Source organism: Myxococcus sp. CA040A (genome assembly GCF_013336725.1).
Lineage (GTDB): Bacteria > Myxococcota > Myxococcia > Myxococcales > Myxococcaceae > Myxococcus > Myxococcus llanfairpwllgwyngyllgogerychwyrndrobwllllantysiliogogogochensis.
In genome coordinates this window covers 347,753-369,301 of the sequence record NZ_JABUMR010000009.1, presented here as the reverse complement: position 1 = coordinate 369,301, position 21,549 = coordinate 347,753, and the positions used below count along the sequence as shown (strand labels likewise).

Genomic DNA, 21,549 nt, shown 5'->3' with positions numbered 1-21,549 from the left:
GGCTCGGCCGCGCTCACGAGGCGGCGAAGTCATCTACCCACCCCAGCGCCTGCCCTGCACCGAGGAGAGGAGGGCGGTACTCGGCCTGGTAGGGCTCGTAGAACCGCTCTGGGTGAGGATGCGCTCCTTCAGGCGCTGGCGTCCCCGTGAAGTCAAAATGAGCGCCGACATGTCGAACGAACAGGGCCTGCCAGCGCTCCTCCTCCCCGAGTTGCTCCGGAGTCAGTCGGTACAGCACCCACCGCCGCATCTCGTCGCGCGCGGCGATGAGGTCTGGCTCCGCGACGACATAGAAGCATCGCTCGCCACGGTACTCGGCCATGCCCTCGAGAGGGCCATCCCAGAAGTTGGAGACCCAGAGAAGCTTCACCTCCTCCGAGCGGAGGCGGGGAAGCTTCGTCAGGTCCAGTTCGTGAGGATGCTCCGTCATGCGCCGTGACGCAGGACTGTAGCAGCCTCACGTCTGGAGCGGGTGGGCGCTCAGCCGTCGTTTGGATTCTCTGGCGGCTGGTCGGTGGGCATCTCGCCCAGCATCGGGAAGAAGCTCCCGTCCCGGTCCGCACAGAACGGATACGGCACCACGGAGTGTTTTGAGAGGTTGAGTCGCTTGTTGGTCCTGTCCTCGCAGTCCGCGAGCTCCTCGTAACCGGACTCCTTGAACATGGCATCGCCGAGCGCCTTGTACTTCTTGTGCAATGCCTTCGTGTACTCTTCCCCTTGCTTGTCGCCCTTCTCCATCTCGGCGATGTTGTCGGGTTTGATCTCCAGGACCTGGCATTGGTGGATGCAGTCAATCCGACACCCGCGGCCCTTGTAACGCGGGTTCGGATTGTCGCAGTACGTGGCCTCGATGGAGATCTCCGAACCCTCCGAACAGCTCGAGGCCTGGCGGCGCTTGTGCTCTTCCTGTCCGTATCGGATGTGCGCCCGGACCTTCGGGCTGTTCGAGCCGAGCAACTGGCCCTCCTTGATGTTCTCGATGCTCTTCATCCTCGAGATGAGCGCACTCTGGAGCTTCGGTGCGGACTTGACCTTCTTCTCCGCGACGAGGACCTCGACGGCCTTCAACATGCGGTCATATCGCCCGGTGATTGAACCCCACTGGCTGTTGAGCGTCGACGCATAGCTGTCCGAAATCTCCTTCACCCTCTGCTCCCAGTCGTACTCCTTGCAGAAGGCGTCGCGGATTGCATCGGCGTCCTGCTTCGCGGTCTTCCGGAACGCGAGGACATCGCGCTCCCATTCCAGGAAGTCCTTTCGGAGTGCGCGGTAGTTCTCCGCGATGCCCCCCGCGTAGCGCTTGAGCTCCTGATCCGCGCGCGCGACGTCGGGGTTCTTCTCTCCGAGGACGAGGTTCTTGCACGGGTCCTTCTCGTAGATCTCCGAGCGCCGGGTATTCCAGTAGGCAAGTATCTTGTCGGCGGAGGCATCGAGGTTGCTCTTGATGCTCGACCAGTTCCCCTCGGTGAAGGAGAAGGCCTTGGCGGCCACCGCGCGGCGCTCCATCGCCTCTTTCTGGCGGTCGGTCTCCGCCTTCTTGCCCGTCCACGTCCGTTCAAGTGAGTCGGACATCTCCTTGAGCTTCACGACCCCTTGCGCGTGATTGTCCTTGTTGCCGACCTGCTCACGAATCGTCTCCTGGAGCCGGACCTCGTCCGCGCGGCAGGCTCGGACGTCTCCTTCGAGGAAGTACTGCTCGGACTTCAGCCTGCGAATCGACTCGAGGGCTTCCTTCAGCGACCTGGTGGGTGCCGGCCAGCGCTCCACGAGCTGGCGGGCCTCTGAGTCCTCGCCCTGGATGTCCTTCAGGTCACCCAGGAAGCCGAGCACGTCCTCCACGGCGCGAAGCGCTTCGGAGATTTCCGAGGACGCATCGCCGCTGCGGGAGTCCAGGTCCCTGACCTTCGAGGCGATGGTCTGCAGCCGCTCATCGAGCTTCTTGCGTATCACCGTGCGGACCTGCCCGAAGTTGCCGAGCTTCGACATCGCGTCCTTCGCCGCGTCGAACTCCTTGCCCTTCGCGACCTCGACGCACTTCGACTTCGTCTCTTCCATCCGCCGATTCCAGCGGTCCCAGATATCGTTGACGCCGTCTTGAAGTTCGCCCTTCACGTCCGACCAGCGATTGTGTGACTCGGAGAAGTTCCGGGCATAACTCCGCCAGCGGTCCAGCTCGCCATGGACCTCCTGGTGCTTCCGGTATTCGTCGTTGTAGATGCGGCCAATCTTCTCGGCTTCATCTGGAATCTTGAAGACCCCCGTCGGGTCCTTCTTGTCGACGAACGTTTGGATGAAGGACTTCAGGTTCCTTTCGGCCTCGTTACAGCGCTCGGCGAGGCGGGACTCGTCCGCCTTCACCTGCGCGTCCTTCATCCGCTTCAGGTACTGCGCCGACTCCCGGAACTTCGAGATGTAGTCCAGGTAGGAGTTCGCCATCGTCTTGCCCGGGTCATTCGGCGGGTTCAGCGACCTGAGTCGCTCCACGTCATTCCTGACGTTGCCCAGGGTGTCGAGCGCGGAGTCGATGTCGCTGGAACTCGAGTCGGAGACAATGCCGTCGAGCTTGTCCTTGATGCGGCTGAGGTTGTCTTCAACGGCGCGCACCTTGTCGTCGATTTCATCCGCCCCGGCGGGCAGGGCGACAAGCAGCACGAGCATCCCCGCGGTCAGTGTCTTCTTCATGGTCATCCCCCGGTCTCCAGCTTCCTGGGCCGCGCGCCCTTCACCTGGGCGTTCTTCGGAAACAGCTGCGCGGCCGCCTTCCAGTCAAACGCCTTGCCCAGCCCGGCCTTCGCCGGCTCCGCGCCGATTGACGGCGGCGCGACCTGTTCCCACTCCTCGGCGGTGAAACGATTGGTCTGCTTCGAGGTTCGAGCGAACCAGCTCGCGTAGAGAGCGGGGTCCAGGTCGAATCCTCCGTCGGCGACGATGTTGCCTGCCTGCTTCTTGAAGGGGAGGTCCGCCAGCAGGTGCATGGACTTCTCGTCCACCGTGGGCGGTGGTGTCCCCTGCGTGGAGCGGAACGCGGCCCAGTTGCGGAAGAACGCGTTGTCCGTCAGGACCACCTCGCCCGGATTGGCGCTGGAGCGCACCGCGAAGTTGTCGATGTACTGGAACACATTCCCGTCCAGCACCGCGGGCGCGTTGCCTCCCAGCGCGACCCCGGTGCCCGTGGAGCTGGAGCCGTCATGGGGCCGGTTGCGGTTCCAGATGAACAGGAAGGTGTTGTCGCGAATCCTCGCGGGCCGCGTGCCGAAGCCTCCGGTGACGCGGATGCCGTCGGAGACCATGTTCACCACGATGTTGTTCTCGAACGTCACCGCGTTGCTCATCCGGACCGCGGCGCCCGCGCCGTTGACGAAGGTGCAGTTGCGAATCACCGTCTCCGGCGAGGACACCCAGACGTGCTCGCTGTCGGGAGAGAGGTTGACGTCCAGGAAGCCGTCCGGGTCATACCGGTTGAGCGTGCGGCGATCCAAGACGAAGCCATCCACGATGAGCCCGGTGTGGTCGCCATTGCCCTCCAGCAGGTACCCCTGTGGAGACGTCTTCGAGTCGGACGGCCAGTGGAGGAGGGTGGGGGTATTCCAGGGGTCCCTGCGCTGGAAGTCCCGGTCCCATCCCCCGAGCAGCGTGAGGTATTGCTTGCCGTCCACCACCCACTTGCCGCTCTTCAGCTTGCCGCCGTACTCGCCCTGCGAGACCAGGATGCGGTCTCCGCGCTGGGCCTGCTCCAACGCCTGGAAGGGGTCCTTGAAGGGCCGCTCGCGCGAGCCATCGCCCTCGGTCGCGCCAGCACGCACGAACCAGTCCCGTCCCTTCGGGCGGGCGGCCATGGCGAGCTCCTTCTCGTAGGGCTCGACCGAGTCGATGACGAGGGCGTACCGGGGATTGCCCTCGCGGGCTCTCGCGGTGCCGCGCACGACGAAGAGGTCCCTGGGCGGGCCCGAGCCGTAGTTGGGAATGGCGTCGATGACGCGCTCGGCGGCGGTTCCCTTCCTGAAGAGTCCCGTGGCCCGCGCCTCGTTCTTCTCGTCGACCAGGAAGACGGCCTTGTGGGTCTCCCGCGAGGTGCCCACCGGGCCGTTGTCCGGGTTCGCCACGCCCTGGCTTCCGACGATGACCTCCACGTCCTTGCCGTCGTGGCCCTTCGGGTTCGCCTGGATGCTGGTGAGACTCACCCGTGTGTAGACCTTGGCCGGCGCCGCCGAGGAGGCCGTGGAGAAGGTCAGCTTGAGTCCCTTCGCGCGAGCGCCCTGCGTGAGTGAGGCATTGCCTGGAGTGACGAGCTGGGGGACGGCCCCTGGCGGATAGGCGGGCGCGAAGAGGGTGAGGGGCTCGCCCGTGGCGGGGAAGCCCGCGCCGGTGCGCGTCTCCTCCCAGGCCTTCGCGTCGAACTTCTTCCCGCGTCCCTCGCGGCGGGTGAACCGCTCGTACCAGGCCGGCTCGAAGGGGAGCTTCGGGTCCACGGCGACGTTGCCGCCCGCCCGCGCGAAGCCCACGTCCTCGGCGTCCGCGATGTCGGAGTCATCGAGCGAGGACTTCTTGCCCTCGAAGTAGAAGGCGGCGTTCGAGAAGAGGTTCCTCCAGAACGCGTTGCCCTGGATCGTCACCTTGGAGGGCACCGTCACCTGGGCGCCGTGGTTGTCGGAGTGGACGACGAGGTTGTTCTCCAGGAGCGCCTTGTTCGTCACGTCGATGCCGGCGCCATCGGTGCCGCCCTCGGCGATGGCCTTGGTGGCCCAGATGAACGCGATGGTGTTGTTCCGGAGGGTGACGGGCGGGTCCTGGTCTCCGCCGCCCTTGGAGATGATGGCGGCGGAGATGGAGTTGACGATGACGTTGTTCTCCACCACAGCTCCGGGCGACGTGCGCACGGCGTGGAGGGAATTGACAATCATGCAGTTGCGCAGGACGCCGCCCTTGGCCAGGTCCACGGCGCCGTTGCGGTGGAGGGCGCTCGCGTCGAAGTTGCCACCCTCGCCGACGTAGTCATAGGTGTCCTGCATGTCGATGAAGAAGCCATCGATGGTCGCGCCCGCCGTGTCTCGCTGGGCGCTGGTGCTGACTCGGGCGAGCGAAACATCCGGACGGTTTGGCGAGCCCTTGCGCCAGGTGAGCTCGGTGAGGTTCTTCCAGGGGTTGCGCTCCTGGAAGGCCGCGTCATAGCCGCCGAGCAACCGGACTCCTGGGAAGACGAGCTCCCAGTTTCCACGCTCCAGCTTGCCGTAATACCGCCCCGCGGCGACGTGGACCCCGTCGTTCGCCTCCAGGCGCTCCAGCGCCATCCAGGGGTCGGCGAACGGCCTTTCCCGCGAGCCATCACCTCCCATGGCGCCCGCGCGGACGAACCAGTCGCGTGCCTGGGCGGGAGCTGCGAGGCAGACGGCGGCCAGGATGAGCATCCAGCTCATGACACGGTGCATGAAGAACTCCTCGGGGAGAGTCAGCGAGAGGCGCGACTCGACCGGGCCGTCTTCACACACTTCACGCTGTCGTCATTTCCAGCACCGCGACAATGGCGTGCACAAAGGTGACATCAGCCAGGAATAAGCCCTGGCTCAGGGGCGCTGGCGAGACTTCGCGCTCCATTGCGCGACCATCAGGTCGATGAAGCGTCGCACCTTCGCTGGCAGGTATCGTTTGCTCGGGTAGATGGCCATGATGGGGACGACCTCCGTCTCGCAAGACGGCAGCAGCGCCTTGAGCCGCCCATTCGCCAGGTCTTCGTCGACCAGAAAGTCGGGAAGATAGGCGATGCCCTGTCCCGCGACGGCCGCATCCCGGAGCGCCTCGCCGCTGTCGAGACGAAGGCGGCTTCGCCCCTCCACCTTCACCGAGGAGCCGCCCTTCTTGCGCAGCTGCCAGTGTTGTCGTCGCGTCCGACTGCTGAATATCAGGCAATCATGCGTCGCGAGTTCCTCCAGCGTTTCAGGCTCGCCGCGCGCCTCGAGGTATGCAGGCGCGGCACAGAGGACCGCCCGGTGTTGAGCCACGAGCCGTGAAACCAGGCGCGTGTCGGTGCTGGTCGTGTTGATGCGCACGGCCAGGTCGTAACCCTCCTCGATGATATCCGCGACGCGGTCCGTGAAGCTCACCTCTGCCTGCACGTCGGGCCAGGTCCGCAGATAGTCCCGCAGCAAGGGGAGGACATGCCGTCTGCCGAAGGCGTCGGGCACGGTGAGCCGCAAAGTCCCCCGGGGGTGGCCCGTGCGCTGACCGACGCTGGCCTCCGCTTCGTCCAGGGCCGCCAGGACTTGCAGGCAATGCTCATGGAAGACACGGCCATCGTCGGTGAGACTCACGTGACGCGTCGTGCGATTGAGCAGCCGCACCCCAAGGCGGGCTTCCAGCCGGGCCAGGGCCTTGCCAGCCGTCGAGCGTGTCAGTCCGACGGCCCGGCCTCCGCCCACGAAGCTGCCCGCGTCCACGACGGACATGAAGACGAAAATCTCATCCAGCTGGGCGCGTTTCATGGAGGGCCCTCATTGTAGCCCCCAGCGTCGCTGGAGAGGCGAACGCCGTTCGTCAATGGCCTCGGTATACGAGTCCGGCAATCACCTCTTCACGCCGGGGCGGCGACGTCCCCGAAACGCTTCCCGGCAAAGCCCACTGGAGCGCACTCATGCCCGTCACCCTGCTCAACCCCGAAGGACTCCCGAAGACCGACGCGTATGGATACCGACAGGTGGCGATTGCCACCGGCACCCGGCAGGTGCACGTCGCGGGGCAGGTCGCGTACGACGCGAATGGACAACTCGTCGCACGCGGTGACCTGGCGGGACAGGTGGCGCGTGCCTACCGCAACGTCGCCATCGCGCTCGCGGCCGCTGGGGCGACGTTCCGCGACGTCGTCCGACTGACGTTCTACGTGGTCGACTGGAAGCCCGAGATGATGCCCGCCTTCCTCGCCGGCATCGAGCAGGTCGCCGCCGAGTTGCAGATTTCGCCAGCGCCGGCCTCGCTCATCGGAGTCTCCGTGCTGTTCGAGCCGGGCGTCCTCGTCGAGATTGAAGCCACCGCGGTCGTGGGCTGACCCACGTCGTAACCGAGCGTCCATTCGACAGCGGAGGAGTGGGGCCAGGACGGTTGTGCAGGCCCGCTCTCTTCGCGGATGCTCCAGCGATGACGGCCGAAACCGAATCAGCCATGCCCCAGCCCCGGCGTCTCTCATTCCGGCGCAGGGCCGTGGCGACCCTCCTCGCGCTGTTCAATCCCGGTGTGGGTCATGCACTCATGGGACGGTGGCTCCGCGGAGCGCTGTGGGTGGGCGCCATCGTGGTGCTCAGCGCGAGCCTGCCGTTCGTGGGCTTCGTCGGCGTCATGGTGCTGCTGGCGCTGTACGTGGCGGCCGTCGTGGATGTGGCGCGTGTGGCTCCACCCGCCGTGGGCGTGCCCTCAGTCTGGCACGCGCTGCTGATGGTCGTGGGAATCTGGCTCGGGAGCAACGTGGCGCTGAAGGGGATTCGCGCCGTCGTCACGACGCCTTGGCGCATGCCGTCCGGGGGAATGCACCCCTCCCTCCTGCAGGGAGATGCAATCATGACGGACGCCACCGTCGCGCCTCCGCTGCGGCGTCGCCCTCTGCTGCGCGGTGAGGTGTTGGTGTTCGACCCCCCGCACACTTCAGAAGGACCTTTTCTGCAGCGCATCGTCGCATTGGGCGGTGACACCGTGCGGATGGAGGCGGGCAGACTGTGGCTGAACGGCCAGCCCGTCTCGCGCCGGCTCACCGAGGACGCGTGCATCGCAACCGACCCGCCGGGGCAGGCGCCCGGATGCGCGGTGTACGAGGAGTTGTTGGGAGAACTCAACTACCTCATCCAGGTCGGCGGGGAAGGAGCGTCCCTCCCGACGGAAGAGGGACGCTGCCCAGCCCACCTCGAACTCGAGGGCACGAGCTGCAAGGTCCCCGAGGGGCACCTCTTCGTCCTGGGAGACAACCGCGACAACAGCTTCGACTCGCGCTACTTCGGCGCCGTGCCGGAAGCCAATGTCCGTGGTGTGGGCTCCTACATCTTCTTCTCGTGGACACCCGAACGCGGGGCTCGGTGGGACCGGCTCGGCCAGTGGCTGCGGTGAGTATTCGGGGCGCTGTGGAGCCCCACGAGGACGCCGCGCATGTTTCGCATCACGCGGCTGAACACGAGCGTCTCAGTGCGGAGGTCCTCGTGCTCGCGTCCACCCAGCCTCAACCCGGATGCTTCTCCAGGTACTCCCGCACGCGCCCGAATGCGTTCGGCTGGGGATAGACGTCACCACGGTCGCTCAGGGCCGAGTCGCACACCCCATGCGACCTCCGCCGCTGTCTGAGTTGTGCCTCGGCCGGGCGAGGCGGCGCCGCGAGGTGCCCCACACGAGCAGCAGGAGCGCGCCCCAGCCCAGGCCCGCCGGTGAGCCCGAACTGGTGTTGCAGCCCCAGCCCAGCTCCTGCGGCGGGTCCACGAAGATGGGCTCACGGGGTGGCTGCACCGTGACGTGGAATTCGCACGAGGCGCTGTTGCCCGCCGCGTCCGTGGCCGTCACGGTGACGGGCGTGGTGCCCAAGGGGAACCGCGTGCCGGAGGCCTGGCTATAGACCCGCGAGGGGGAGGACACCGCGTCCGTGGTGATGGCCTCCGCATAGTCCACCTCGATGCCCGAGGCCTTCCAGGTCAGAAGCACGATATCGGCCGGGCAGGAGAGGACCGGCGCGGTGGTGTCGCGCACCGTGACGGTGAAGGAGCAGGTGCCCGCGTTGCCCGCCTCATCCGTGGCGGTGAAGGTGACCTCGGTGGTGCCCAGGGGGAACGGGGTGCCGCTCGGGTGGGAGCTGGACACGGTGGGCGCGCGCGTCACGGCATCCGAGGGCGGGGTGCCTGTGAGGGATACGTCCATCGCGCCCTGGTCGCTCTGGGCTTCGACCTGGACGGAAGCCGGACAGCCGAGCTCGGGCGGGGTGGTGTCCCGCACCGTGACGATGAAGCTGCACGTGGACGTGTTGCCGGAGGCGTCCCTGGCGGTGACAAAAACTTCCGTCGCGCCGAGCGGGAAGAGGGGGCCGTCATGGCCGTAGACCACCTCCACCGCGGAGCTGCCGGCGTCGGTGGCGGTGGCGAAGGGGAGGGAGACGTCCGCGCCTTCCGGCCGCTGGGCCTCGGCGACGAGGTTGGCCGGGCACGCCAGCGCGGGTGCGGTGGTGTCGCGCACCGTGACGGTGAAGGAGCACTCGGCGCTGTTGCCGGCGGTGTCCGTGGCGGTGATGCGCACGGGAGTCGCGCCGAACCCGAAGTGGGAACCGGAGGCGGCGCTCGAGGCCACCGTCACGGCGGTCCCCGAGACGGAGTCCCGTGGAGCGGCGGCGGGATACATCACGTCCGCGCCCGTCATGTCCGTGGCCTCGACGACAATGTCCCCGGGGCATGAGAGCTCGGGCGGCGTGGTGTCGCGCACCGTGACGGTGAAGGAACAGGTGCCCGCGTTGCCAGCCGCATCCGTGGCGGCGACGCTGACCGTGGTCGCCCCGAGGGAGAACAGGGTGCCGGAGGCGTGGCTGTAGCGCACCGTCACCGGAGCCGACACCGCGTCCGACACCGTCGCGGCCAGGTACTCCACGGTGGCCCCCTGGGCGTTGCGCGCCTCCGCCGTCATCGCCGTGGGACAGGTGAGGGCCGGGGCCGTGGTGTCGTGCACCACGACGGAGAACTCGCACGACGCCGTCCGCTCCAGGGCATCCCGCGCCGTGGCCGTGACGACGCGGGTCCCCAGCGGGAAGCGCGAGCCCGAGGCCTGGCTGTACGTCACGTGCATTGGCTCCATGCCGGAGGCGGTAGCGGACGGCCAGAGGACAGTGGCGCCATCCGCGCCCGTGGCCTCGGCCACCACCGTCGCGGGGCAGGTGATGGACGGCGGCGCGGGCGGGTTCACGGTGACGTTGAAGGCACACGAGGCGGCATTGCCCGCGGAGTCGGTCGCGGTGACGGTGACGGTATTTCCCCCGAGGTCGAACGTCGTGCCGGAGGCCTGGCTGTACGTGACCTGGGCGGTGGAGACCGCGTCGGCGGCGGAGGCGGGCGGATACTCGACGGTGGCTCCCTCGGCGCTCGTGGCCACCGCCTCCACGGCCTCGGGGCAGGAGAGGTCGGGCGCCCGCGTGTCGCTCACCGTGACGGTGAAGACACACGTGGCTGAATGCCCCGCCTCATCGGTGGCGGTGACGGTGACGGAGGTGGCGCCGAGCGGGAAGTCGCCGCCGCTCGGGTGGCTGTAGCTCACCGTGGGCGCGCCCGGGAAGTCGTCCGTGGCGGACGCGGGCGGATACACCCCGGTGGCGCCCTGGGGGCCCACGGCCTCGGCGGTGAAGGATTCAGGGCAGGTCACCGTGGGCGGCGTGGTGTCCGTCAACGCCACCACGCTCCACAGCTCGCGGCCGGACTGTCCGTCGTCCGCCGAGAAGTACAGGGTGTCACCGACGACGGTCAGCTCCCTCGGATGGCTGGAGTCGGGGCCCGGCGATACGTCCGCGAGCAGCCGGGTCCCTTCCGGCGTTCCATCCGTCCACCACAGCTCCTGTCCCACGCCCTCGACGTAGGTGGACAGCGCAATCCCTCCATTCCACGCGACCCCGCTGTCGCTCAGCCTGGGGTCGACGCGCACGGTGCCTGCCTCGGTGCCGTCACTCTTCCAGAGCTGGAAGCCGTTGGAGTAGACCAGGAAGTAGAGGATGCCCTCCAAGGCGATCTGCGGCCGTGGGTCGGAGCCGGCGCTCCCGGGCTTGATGTCGCGCACGCGCACGGTGCCTGCCGCGGTGCCGTCGCTCTTCCACAGCTCGCTGTCTCCCGCGGCGTCACGACCCTGGAAGAAGAGGGTATTGCCCACGCCGAACAGGTAGCTCGGGTTGACGTTCGCCACCTTGACGGTGCCTGCCGCGGATCCATCGCTCTTCCAAAGCGCACGGCCGGTTCCGTCACTGGCCGAGAAGTAGAGCGTGTCGCCCACGCTGGCGAATTCCCAGGGGACGGAGCCCGTGCTGCCCGGGTAGATGTCCTTGACGAGCACCGTGCTGGCGGGGGTGCCATCGCTCTTCCAGAGTTCCTCTCCCTTGATGTGGTCATCGGCCCGGAGATAGAGCCGTCGGCCCACCGGAAACAGGGTGTAGGGCGACGTCGTGGACTCGTAGATGCCGACGGTGGAGATGTCCTTGACGAGCACGGTGCCCGCCTCGGTGCCATCGCTCTTCCACAGCTCGGTGCCCACCACGCCATCGCTGGCCGAGAAGAAGACCTGCCCGCCCACGTTGACCAACGCATCTGGATAGGAGGCCGCGACTCCGGGCCTGATGTCGCGCAAGCGCACGGTGCCGGCTTGGGTGCCGTCGCTCTTCCAGAGTTCCTCGCCCGTCGCGCCGTCGTCCGCGGCGAAGAAGAGCAGCCCGCTCGCGCTCGTCAACAACGAGGGCGTGGAGCCCCGGCCGCCGGGCAAGATGTCCCGGACGCGCACGGTGCCGGCTTGTGTGCCGTCGCTCTTCCACAATTCAGGGCCATCTCCGCCATTGTCCGCGCGGAAGAACAGCGTGCCGTTCAGCTCCGTCAACTCCACCGGGTCGGAGCTGGAGGCCCCCATCTTGCGGATGTTGCGCACGCGCACGGTGCCCGCCTCGGTGCCATCGCTCTTCCATAGCTCGCGACCGGTGAGGCCATCCTCGGCGGCGAAGAAGACGCTGTCGCCCACGCGCGTGAGGGAACTCGCGCCGGAGCTCTCGGCTCCGGGCATGATGTCCCGGACGCGCACGGTGCCGGCCTCGGTGCCGTCGCTCTTCCACAGCTCCTCCCCGGCGACACCGTCATTGGCGGTGAAGAGGAGCGCCTCGCCCCCGTTCACGAGCGACGCGGGGTGCGAGCCCTCGGCTCCGGGGCGGATGTCACGCACGCGCACGGTACCGGCCTCGGTGCCGTCGCTCTTCCACAGCTCCGTGCCGCTGACGCCGTCGTCGGCGACGAAGAACAGGATGCCGCCCACGTCCACCAGATTCCGGGCGCTGGAGCCCATGGCGCCCGGCGAGATGTCCCGCACGCGCACGGTGCCGGCCTCGGTGCCGTCGCTCTTCCACAACTCCGTGCCGCTGACGCCGTCGTTGGCCACGAAGAAGAGGGTGCTGCCCACCGCCGTCAGCGACGCGAGGCCGGAGGCGGTGGAGCCCGGGCGGATGTCGCGCACGCGCACGGTGCCCGCGTTGGTCCCATCGCTCTTCCACAGCTCGCGACCGCCAACGCCGTCATTGGCTTCCAGGAAGAGCGTCCCATCCACCACGGTGAGCTGGGAGGGCAGGGAGCTGCCATACATGTCGTAGATGTCCTTGACCTGGACATGGGCCCTGTTGACGGGGTCGAGCTTGCACAGCTCGTAGCCGACGCTGGTGTAGCAGGAGTAGTAGAGGGTGCCGCCCATGGCCGTCAGCAAGGACTCCCCAAAGCGCGAGTCGACACCGCTGGCCAGGGAGGTCACGAACACCGTGCCTCCCGGCGTGCCATTGCTCCGCCACAGATGGTCGGTGCCGGTCCCCTGGGGGATGATGAAGTAGAGCATCCCGCCCGAGGCCGTGAGGCTGGTGGCTGACTGCATGATGCTGTCATAGGCGAGGTCCGTGAGGCGCACCGTTCCCGCGGCGGTGCCGTCGCTCTTCCACAGTTCGTAGCCGCTGCTCTGCTCGTAGGCCGTGAAGAAGAAGGCGCCATTCATGGCGGCCTGTCGGCCCGGCAAATAGGGGATGGAGGGTTGCATCTCAAGCCTGCGCTGGGCCGTGGTGCCGGCCTCCGTCCCATCGCTCGCCCAGACCTGGGCGCCGGTGGTGTCGTCGAAAGCGGAGAAGAAGAGCGTGGTCCCCACGGCGGTGAGCGAGCTGGGCGCCGAGCCCTTGTCGCCGGGCCTCAGGTCCGTCACCCGCTTCGCGCTCACCGGGAAGTGGCTCGACAGCTTCCGCGCGGAGCGCTCCATGTCGGGGGGCGGGGCCTCGGGAGTCCCCAGCTCCTCCGCGCAGCCCCCCACCGCCGCGACAGCCAACATCCACCACACCATCAGCCGCTGCTTGTTCTTCATCGTCCCCGCCTCGTTGCCGAGGCGAACCATCATCTCAAAGCCACGCGCGAAGCAACCCGTGCCCTTCGTCCCTTTCCCTTGCATTCAGGGTTGGCGGGTGTTGCGGATGCCGGCGTGCAGGCTCCAGACAACAGCTTCGGCTCCAGTTGCAGGCTGCGGCCTACAACTCGGGCGGCCGGGCTTCGTCCTTTCGCATGGTTGGAGGTGGCCTGCGCCTTGCTCTGTGGACCACGCAAGTGCTCGCAGAGGAGCAGGCTCACGGTTGCTCCCGTTCCATCCCCACACCCCAGGATTTCCCCATGCTCGGTCCCCTGAAGCGCATCGTCGACAACAGCATCGTCCGCTACTTGAAGGACGAGCCGAGTCCTCGGCCCACGCCCACTCCACGGCCCGCACCCTCGCCGGGCCCCGTGGACAGCTTCGAACCTGTTCCAGCGCCAAGGACAACTCCCTGCCCGCACCCGGGCCCGGCGCCGTCGAACGCCGGTACCGGGGAGCCGACCTGTCCGGGCCCGGGGCCCCTGACGCCTCCGTCCACCGACCCGAAAAACCCGACGCCGAAGATGCAAGTCCGTCCGGCCAGATCGGACCGCTACGATGAGTCCCGCAACGGAACGGACATCGACACCATCGTCCTTCACCACACCGCCGACAAGTCCGACAAGAGCAGCCTGGAGACGCTCACCGGCGAAGGGGGCGGTCTTGCCGGTGAAGTCCTTCGGAAGATCAAGGAGAAGAAGAACGGCGGCAAGGTCAGCGCCCACTACGTGATTGGAAAGGATGGGACCATCTATCATCTCGTCGCCGACGAGAAGCGTGCCTGGCACGCGGGTGGGGGTTCTGTGCACGGTGATAAGTCGAAGGACGTCAACGACCGCTCCATCGGCATCGAAATCGTCAACGACGGCGACGGCAAGGATGGTTACACCGAAGAGCAATACAAGGCGCTCGAGCAGCTCGTGCCCTATCTCTCCAAGCGCTACGACGTCCCCACCAAGAACGTCGTGGGCCACAAGGAGACCAACCCCGACAAGAAGGACCCTTCGGAGAACTTCGACTTCGGGCGTATCACCCGCGCCACCGAGAAGGTGCGGTAAGGGGCACACGGGACTCCAGGCATGCCCCCTGCCTGGAGCCCGATGCGCAATGCCTGTCGTGCGACAGCGATGAGCCGCGAGTCAGGCGGAGCGCAGCTCTTCCGGGGTGCCCTCGCCAACCTGGAGGTGCGTTCGCAGCCAGCGTGCCAGGGCGTCTGCCTGCTCCTGTTGGGGGAAGCCGGCGATGGCTTCCTGGCGCGCCTCGCCGTCGGCGGTGGAGAGCCGGAGCGTGAGGTGATAGCTGCTCACCTGCTCCCTCTTGGGCGTGCGAAACTGGGGTTCGACGCGGAGAGACCGCACGTCGCGCCACCGGACGTCGAGCCGGTGCTTGCGTTCGGAGAAGGGCGGCAGGGAGAGGCTTCGCGACTGGGTGTGGAGGCGCAGGTCGTGGTGCCCCGACTTCAGCCGTTCGCGCGCCCACCGCCCGGCGAGCACACCGCAGGCGATGATGACGCCCCAGGTCCCCACGCCCACGGGCAGCGGGGCGGTGAATCCCCCCATGAATGCCCCGAGCGCGAAGCACGCCAGGGAGGCGCCCACCAGGGCAAGCGACACCCGCATGGCCGGCCGCGGCCCATCGAGCGTCACGCACTCGCTGCCGTCCTCCCGGATGAAGGTGGACAAGCCGAACGGCTCTTCTTTCTTCGGGGTCCACCGCACCACGACCCATAGCCAGAACATCACCAGGTTGAAGGGCATCGCGCCCATGAGCATGAACAGCTCCGAGCTATCCATGCCCGCCTGCAACACCGCCTCCGAGGGCTGACCAGGCCGGTAGTACACGGGGACGCTGGCCCCGAGGGGGTAGCGCGCGACCTGCTCCTCCGCGTACCTGCGCACCCCCGAGCTCCCCGCGGTGAAGCGGTGCTTGCCGCCCTCGTAGGGCTGCCCATCGACGGAGTAGGTGTAGGCCAGCTTCAGCTCGCGCCTGGAGCCCTTGCTCGTGTGCACCATCGCCACCTCGCTCCGGGTGATGGTGCCCTGCACGGAGGGCCAGCTCGCCACCTGTGCCTGGCGGACCATGGTGGAGATGGCGAAGAAGTCCAGGGCCCCAACGAGGGCCGTCACTGGCAACACGACCGCGATCATCAGGAGGGGCGAGCCCACGCGAACAGACATGGCCCCAGCCTATAGGGATACTCCGGAATGAACGAAAGGACGTCCGCTGCGCGGCCCCCTCCCGCAGGGGCCTGCGCGACGGACGCCGGGGCCTCTCAGGGAGCGCGTTCGAAGACGGCCACCGCCTGGTCGTAGTCGACCGTCACGCGAAAGAACCTCAGCGCATTGCCTCCCAAGGCTCCTTCGACGGGCTTGTCCATGAACTGCGACATGAACTCACGGAAGTTCGGGTCAGGCCGGGTGGTGAACCAGACGGGGCCGACCTCATGACCCGCCACCTCGATGCGGGGAACCTCGATGAGCGTTGAGCCTGGAAGGTAGGTGTCTCCATCCTCGATGACCCGCCAGTCCGGGTGACGCTGGTGCCAGCGCTCGAAGGTGGAGCGAGTGATGAAGTTCGTCGCCCGGGTCGCCGGCCGCTCATCCGCGAGCACCTTCCTGGCGGACTCCGTGAGCGACAGCATCGCTCCCGTGTCGAAGAGCAGGTCGAGCGTCTCTCCGTCCACCCGAACCTGGATGCGAGGAAAGTTCGCCTGCCTTTTTCCCGTCGCATCAGTCGGAAACCCCAGCGCCACCCGGTGAGCGGGAGCGACCTCTGGAACGTCTCTCGCCGCGCGCAGCCACAGCTTTCCGCCGGGGTAGTCGAAGGTCCAGACCCGTCCGGCGAACCAGCCCTGACCAAGCATTCCATCCCCGAGTTCAGACAGGACCCTCTCCATTGCCGCCACGGGGAGCTGTCCCTCGGTGCCTTCGGGCATTGGCATCCAGGCTTCATTTCGGAAGTCGGGCATCCGTACCCAGTCCCCGGAATCTTCACCTCCTGCCGCTCTGGCAATCCGTTGCAGGCCCAGTCGCGTCACGGCATCCGCCAGGATGAAGAGGCCTCCCCCCGTGTCCGTGTAGAACGTCAGCGTCTGCCCTTCGCGCGTCACGGGCTGCACGAAGAATCGGTCCTCGCTGAACTTCACCGGCAGCGCGAGCGGTCGGCCGGGCACCGGTGCGGGAGTCTTGAGCGCGTCACTGGGGCTCGGCGTGGTGGCGCAGGACACCAACATTCCGAAGAGCATCAACAAGAGTCGCTGCGGCATGCGTGCGGTTCCTTTCGGGGTGTTTCCATCCTGCGCCATTCACCACGGACTCCGGCGCGTGAACCACCGGGTCGAGCAGGCCGCTGCGCAGCACCGTGCAACGCCTTGCGCAGACGACGCCCGCGGGACGCAATATCAGGCAGACACCGTCGTGGCCCAGGTGGTGCAAGCTGGCGTCCACGACTCAACAGGGAGCACCTGCTCCTCTCGATGCTTTCCGGGCCCGGCGGAAGCACTCATCCCCCACCTCACGACCGCCATGCCTTCCACTTTCCCTCGTCACGCACCCAGGGGAGCCCTGCGCCTCTGTCTGGGTGTCGCGCTCCTCGCCTGGATGGGCTGCCGCTCACGACCTCCCGCCGAGTCCGTCGCCGCGCCCACGAGCACGGCGGTCAGCGCGCCCTTCGACGTGGCCTCCGTCATGAGGCAGGTCCACTTCGCCTACCGCCCCGAGGGCGAGCAGTGGAGCGGGGGCCATTCGACCTATGAGGTCCGGGCCTCCACGAACGGGATGTCCCTGACGCCCTTCTCACCTCGGGATGGGCGGGTGAAGGGCGCGCCGCTGCATCTGGGACCGGCTCGGTTGCAGCGAGGTGATGCACTCTTGAAACAGGGGGAGGCGACAGGAAGCGTGGAGGCCAAGGGCCGCCTCCGCCTGGAGCGGGCGGAGCTCACGGAGCACCTGGCCAACGAGGAAGAAGGAATCACCCAGTCGTGGCACCTGCCTGGAGCGCCACGAGGCAAGGGAGACCTCCTGGTGAGCATGCCCGCCACGGGGCTTGCCTTCGTCGAGAGCACGGCCGAGGGGCTCCACTTCGCGGCCCCCCAGACGGGCCTTGGGTTTCGCTATGGCCATGCCACCTGGGTGGACAGCCAGGGCCAGCGCACGACGCTTCCAGCCGAATACGCGGACCAGACCCTCGGGTTCCGCGTGCCCGAGGCGCTGGTGAAGTCCTCCGCCTTCCCGGTCACCCTCGCGACGGTCATCACCCCCGAGCAGGGCGTGGACCTGCCTGTCCACGGTCCCGCCTGGGGGGAATGGAAGGGCGCTCCCTCGCTGGGGTCCAATGGCACCGACTATCTCGTCGTCTGGTCCGACGCTCGTGGCGAGTACTACGGCGCGCTCCACGGCGTCCGGGTCTCGAGCACGGGTGTGGTGCTGGACCCTTCCGGCATCAAGATCTCCACGGAGCCGGGTCACCAGGACTCAGCGGAGGTCGCCTCGAATGGCACGGACTATCTGGTCGTCTGGAGGACCCTGCCCGGCGGCATCACCGGCCCCACCGCGGACATCCAGGCCGCGCGAGTGACGAGCGCCGGGCGCGTGGAAGACACGCCGAGCATCACCCTCTCGCTCGACAGCCACGACGAACACGACCCGAAGGTGGCCTCGGTCGGTACGGACTACCTCGTCGTGTGGGAGCGACAGTATCCGAGCGGTGATTCGGCGAACATCGTGGGCGCGCGGGTGACGAGCACGGGGCAACGGCTGGAGGCCGTGGACCTGAATCTGTCGCAGCCGTCGGACCGTCACCACAATCCTTCCGTGGCCTCCAATGGCACGCAATACCTCGTGGTCTGGGAGGACTCCATCGCCCCAGGGGAGAGAGACATTCGCGGAGCGCGGGTCTCTGCCCTGGGCGAGGTGGTGGCGGAGTCTCGCCGGGTCATCTCCCGCATGAACGAGCTGCAGGTACACCCGTCCGTGGCCTCGCTGGGCATGGGGTTCCTCGTCGTCTGGGAGCGCGTCGGTGACGCCTCCGGGGGTGGCATCTACTGCGCGCGCCTCTCCGCGGAGGGCGAGGTGCTCGATGGCACCGGACTGCTCGTCTCCCGGCAACGCGCTACCTATGTGGAGCCCCGCGTCAGCGCCAACGGCGCGAACTACCTCGTCGCGTGGGACCATGGAAGCGGCGTCCATGGCGCGCTCGTGACGCCCGAGGGCACACTCGGAGCTCCGCGGGCACTGGGCCCCACCACCTCTGTCCAGACGCGCATGTACCCCGCGGTGGCATCCAACGGCGCGGACTTCTTCGCGGTCTGGCTGAGCCAGGCGGCGACCACGTCGCGTAGCTCCCACATCATCGAGGGCACCCGGGTGACGGGGACGGGGACGGTGGTGGACTCGCCCACGCCCCGGGTTCTCACCACCGCGAGCAACACGCAGCTCGCGCCGGCGGTGGCGACCAACGGCACGAACTTCCTGGTCGTCTGGGAAGACCTTCGTGGCGGCGGCAGCGACGTCTACGGCGCGCGGGTGACGCCCACGGGTGAGCTGCTGGACCCACAGGGCATCGCGCTCTCCACCGCGGCCTTCGATCAGCGCGCGCCCGCCGTGGCCTCCAATGGCACGGACTATCTCGTCGTGTGGAGCACGTACGGCGCGGGCTCTCCGGCTGTCGCGGGCGTCCAGGTGGCGGGCTCGGGGCAGGTGCTGAGCCCACAGGCCCTGAGCATCTCCAACGTGGCCGAGGTGGAGGGTGGGGCGGCCGTGGCCTCGAACGGGACGGACTACCTGGTGGTCTGGGCGGATGACCTCGACTTCAACGGCCCCATTCTCGGGGCGCGGGTGACGAGGACGGGCGTGGTGCGGGACAAGCCCGCCATTCGAATCGCCAGGTCCTTCAGGTCCAGGTCCCTGCCCTCGGTGGCCTCCAACGGGAAGGACTACTTCGTCGTCTGGCAGGACGCGCGGAACACCACCACCACCAGCGTCAACAATGACGTCTACGGCTCGCGGGTGACGAGCGCGGGCGCGGTGCTGGAGACGCAAGGGCTGAGACTCGTCACAGCCCCCTCCGTGCGGCCGGAGCCTCGGCTCGCCTCGAATGGCGCGGACTATCTGGTGGTCTGGCGAGCGGCATACGCCGTCTTGGGGATGCGAGTGAGGAGCGACGGACAGGTCCTGGACCCCCAGGGCATCCTCATCACCCAGTCGACGAAAGGCCACGCCTCCCCGAGCGTGGCCTCCCTGGGCGCGGAGTACCTTGTTGTCTGGAGGGATTTCCGGAACGAGCCCCCGGGCCTCCCTTCCTACAGGTTCAAGGGCGATATCTACGGGGCGCGGGTGACCGGGGCGGGGCTCGTTCGCGAGCCCGAGGGGTTGTCCATCGCGGCGGACGCCCAGGCGGAGGAGGTCCCCGCCATCGTCGCGTCCCCTCTGCGACGGTCGGCCTTCGTCGTCTACCAGCGCTATGACGCTTCGCCGTCCATCCAGAGCAGGCGAAGCCGTGGACGGTTTGTCTCCTTCAACGACAACGAGCCGCCCACCGCGCTGGGGCAGAACCTTCTGCTCCCCGAGGACTCCGCGCTCGCGCTCATCCTCCAGGGGACGGACCCCGAGGGGCAGGAGCTCACGTACTCCCTGGGACCCGCGCCAGTGCATGGCTCCCTGGGTGGCGCGGGCGTGGACTACGTCTACACGCCAGTGGCCCAGTACCACGGCCTCGACAGCTTCACGTTCCAGGTCTCGGATGGGGAGCTGCTCTCCGCGCCAGCGACCGTCACTTTCCAGGTGACGCCCGTCAATGACGCGCCGTCGGTTCCGGGGCTGCTGGCGCCCGCGGATGGCACCGAGTCCGAGGGAGGACTCTTCACCTTCACCTGGAGCGCCTCCACGGACATCGAGGGAGACGCCGTGAGCTACCACCTGGAGCTCCTCCAGGATGGAGTCGTGACGCGGACGCGCGTCACCGCGTCGACCACGTACACGCTGCCTCAGTCGGAGGAGCTTCCCGTGGGGCGTTACTCCTGGCGGGTGCGGGCCGTGGACGCAAGGAGCGCCTCGAGCGCGCCTTCCGCTGAGCGAGTCGTCATCTCCCTGCCTCGAAGGAACGAGCCGCCCATCGCGAATGGCCACACCGCCGCCACGAACGAGGACACCGCGCTGTCCCTTGTCCTGCGGGGACTGGACCCGGAGGGGCAGGCCCTCACCTTCACCGTGACGACGCCGCCAGCGAATGGAGCGCTGGCGGGGCAGGGGGCCGCGTTGACGTACACGCCTCGCGCGAACTTCCACGGGGCCGACAGCTTCGTGTTCACGGTCTCCGATGGAGAGCTGTCGTCCGCTCCGGCGACGGTGTCCCTCCAGGTCGACCCGGTCAACGACGCCCCGTCCGTCCCCAGGCTCTTGTCGCCCGCGGACGGTGTGTCCCAGGCGGTGAGCGGTCGAGTCACCTTCCAATGGGAAGCCGCCACGGACCTCGAGGCAGACGCGGTGAGCTATGAGGTGGAGTTGCTCCAGACGGGCGTCGTCATCCACCGCCATGCCACGGCGCGGACGTCGCGTGCGCTCGGCGATGAGGAGGCGCTGCCGTCGGGTGTCTGGCGTTGGCGCGTGAGCGCGAGCGACTCCCACGGTGCCTCCAGCGGGCCCTCCGCGGAGTGGTCCTTCATCGTTCCTCCGAAGCCCGACCTGCCGCCCTCGGCGACCGAGGGTGAGGTGACCACCGCGGAGGACACGGACATCGCCGTGACGCTCCAGGGACAGGACCCCGAAGGCCGCACGCTCACGTTCAGCATCGAGTCCCTTCCGAAGCACGGGACACTGAGCGGCGAGGGCGCGGAGCGCGGCTACACTCCGGCCGCGAACTTCCACGGAGAGGACCGCATCACCTTCCGCGTCTCCGATGGCGTGCATGAGTCCGAGCCCGCCACGGTGTCCATCCACGTGGCGCCCATCAATGACTCACCTTCGATGCCCCGGCTCCTGTCGCCCGTGGACGGAGCCGTGGTGGAGGGAGGACTTGCCACGTTCCAGTGGGAGGCAGCCGTGGACGTCGATGGGGACGCGTTGGACTACGTGTTGGAGTTCCTCCAGGAGGGGCGCGTCGTCCGGACCTTCGCGCTCCCGGGGGCCACGTCGCGAGAGCTGGTCGGAGAGGACGAGCGACTCGCGGTGGGACTGCATTCCTGGCGGGTTCGTGCGGTGGACAACCAGGGCGGGCACAGCGCCACGGAGCCCTCGCGCACCCTCACCGTGGTTCCTCGCGCGTCGCCGCCTCCCGTCGACCCTGGAACCGGGAATGAGAGGCCACGGACTTCTGGATGTGGCTGTGAGGCGCATCCAGGGGCGGGCGCCTCGGCGCCGTTTGCCTTCGCGCTCGTGCTCCTCCTCGGACGGCTCGCGCGCCGGGGTTCCCGTTCGTTTCTATCGGTATAGGCAGCACACG

Annotated in this window: 11 protein-coding genes; 4 read left to right on the top strand and 7 right to left on the bottom strand. The window is 67.8% G+C overall.

All coding sequences use genetic code 11. The features are described 5' to 3' along the window. Positions 1–13: 13 nt before the first annotated feature. The 4 genes from HUA75_RS37075 to HUA75_RS37060 all read right to left on the bottom strand — a co-directional run bounded on the left by HUA75_RS37075 (position 14) and on the right by HUA75_RS37060 (position 6,476). Positions 14–430: a hypothetical protein gene (locus HUA75_RS37075; RefSeq protein WP_174489101.1), complete on the bottom strand. Its 417-nt coding sequence runs from the start codon at positions 428–430 to the stop codon at positions 14–16. 50 nt (positions 431–480) lie between these two features. Continuing rightward, the gene (locus HUA75_RS37070) at positions 481–2,682 is read right to left on the bottom strand and encodes a hypothetical protein (protein WP_141645371.1); all 2,202 of its coding nucleotides are present in this window, start codon (positions 2,680–2,682) and stop codon (positions 481–483) included. Positions 2,683–2,684: 2 nt separating this feature from the next. Beyond that, positions 2,685–5,426 (bottom strand): right-handed parallel beta-helix repeat-containing protein, encoded by a 2,742-nt coding sequence (locus tag HUA75_RS37065; protein WP_174489100.1) that lies wholly within the window; start codon positions 5,424–5,426, stop codon positions 2,685–2,687. Between the two features lie 135 nt (positions 5,427–5,561). After that, positions 5,562–6,476 carry a LysR family transcriptional regulator gene (locus tag HUA75_RS37060; RefSeq protein WP_141645373.1) on the bottom strand — a complete coding sequence of 305 codons (915 nt, stop codon included), beginning with the start codon at positions 6,474–6,476 and terminating at the stop codon, positions 5,562–5,564. 149 nt (positions 6,477–6,625) lie between these two features. Between HUA75_RS37060 and HUA75_RS37055 the strand changes: the two genes are divergently transcribed. Further along, positions 6,626–7,036, top strand: a complete 411-nt coding sequence (locus tag HUA75_RS37055; RefSeq protein WP_141645374.1) for a RidA family protein — start codon at positions 6,626–6,628, stop codon at positions 7,034–7,036. 200 nt (positions 7,037–7,236) lie between these two features. After that, positions 7,237–8,082: a signal peptidase I gene (lepB, locus tag HUA75_RS37050; RefSeq protein WP_174489099.1), complete on the top strand. Its 846-nt coding sequence runs from the start codon at positions 7,237–7,239 to the stop codon at positions 8,080–8,082. Positions 8,083–8,268: 186 nt separating this feature from the next. On the opposite strand, the gene HUA75_RS37045 is transcribed toward lepB, so the two are convergent. Then, a complete protein-coding gene (locus HUA75_RS37045; RefSeq protein ID WP_174489098.1) occupies positions 8,269–13,107 on the bottom strand; it encodes an ELWxxDGT repeat protein in 4,839 nt (1,612 codons plus the stop codon). Between the two features lie 266 nt (positions 13,108–13,373). Between HUA75_RS37045 and HUA75_RS37040 the strand changes: the two genes are divergently transcribed. Continuing rightward, a complete protein-coding gene (locus HUA75_RS37040; protein ID WP_174489097.1) occupies positions 13,374–14,171 on the top strand; it encodes an N-acetylmuramoyl-L-alanine amidase in 798 nt (265 codons plus the stop codon). A gap of 81 nt (positions 14,172–14,252) precedes the next feature. Here the strand turns inward: HUA75_RS37040 and HUA75_RS37035 are convergent, their stop codons facing one another. After that, positions 14,253–15,290: a DUF3592 domain-containing protein gene (locus HUA75_RS37035; RefSeq protein ID WP_174489096.1), complete on the bottom strand. Its 1,038-nt coding sequence runs from the start codon at positions 15,288–15,290 to the stop codon at positions 14,253–14,255. Between the two features lie 95 nt (positions 15,291–15,385). After that, entirely contained in the window at positions 15,386–16,378 is a 993-nt protein-coding gene (locus HUA75_RS37030; protein WP_174489095.1) for a hypothetical protein, read from the bottom strand. A 259-nt stretch (positions 16,379–16,637) separates the two neighbouring features. Here HUA75_RS37030 and HUA75_RS47810 point away from each other — a divergent pair, with 259 nt between their 5' ends. Further along, the gene (locus HUA75_RS47810; RefSeq protein WP_217446449.1) at positions 16,638–21,539 is read left to right on the top strand and encodes a tandem-95 repeat protein; all 4,902 of its coding nucleotides are present in this window, start codon (positions 16,638–16,640) and stop codon (positions 21,537–21,539) included. The last annotated feature ends 10 nt before the right edge of the window (positions 21,540–21,549 follow it).

Coding starts and splice junctions, on each gene's coding strand:
- HUA75_RS37075 (WP_174489101.1), bottom strand. CDS start 430: ATGACGGAGCATCCTCACGAACTGGACCTGACGAAGCTTCCCCGCCTC.
- HUA75_RS37030 (WP_174489095.1), bottom strand. CDS start 16,378: ATGCCGCAGCGACTCTTGTTGATGCTCTTCGGAATGTTGGTGTCCTGC.
- HUA75_RS37070 (WP_141645371.1), bottom strand. CDS start 2,682: ATGAAGAAGACACTGACCGCGGGGATGCTCGTGCTGCTTGTCGCCCTG.
- HUA75_RS37065 (WP_174489100.1), bottom strand. CDS start 5,426: ATGCACCGTGTCATGAGCTGGATGCTCATCCTGGCCGCCGTCTGCCTC.
- HUA75_RS37040 (WP_174489097.1), top strand. CDS start 13,374: ATGCTCGGTCCCCTGAAGCGCATCGTCGACAACAGCATCGTCCGCTAC.
- HUA75_RS37055 (WP_141645374.1), top strand. CDS start 6,626: ATGCCCGTCACCCTGCTCAACCCCGAAGGACTCCCGAAGACCGACGCG.
- lepB (WP_174489099.1), top strand. CDS start 7,237: ATGGGACGGTGGCTCCGCGGAGCGCTGTGGGTGGGCGCCATCGTGGTG.
- HUA75_RS47810 (WP_217446449.1), top strand. CDS start 16,638: ATGCCTTCCACTTTCCCTCGTCACGCACCCAGGGGAGCCCTGCGCCTC.
- HUA75_RS37045 (WP_174489098.1), bottom strand. CDS start 13,107: ATGATGGTTCGCCTCGGCAACGAGGCGGGGACGATGAAGAACAAGCAG.
- HUA75_RS37060 (WP_141645373.1), bottom strand. CDS start 6,476: ATGAAACGCGCCCAGCTGGATGAGATTTTCGTCTTCATGTCCGTCGTG.
- HUA75_RS37035 (WP_174489096.1), bottom strand. CDS start 15,290: ATGTCTGTTCGCGTGGGCTCGCCCCTCCTGATGATCGCGGTCGTGTTG.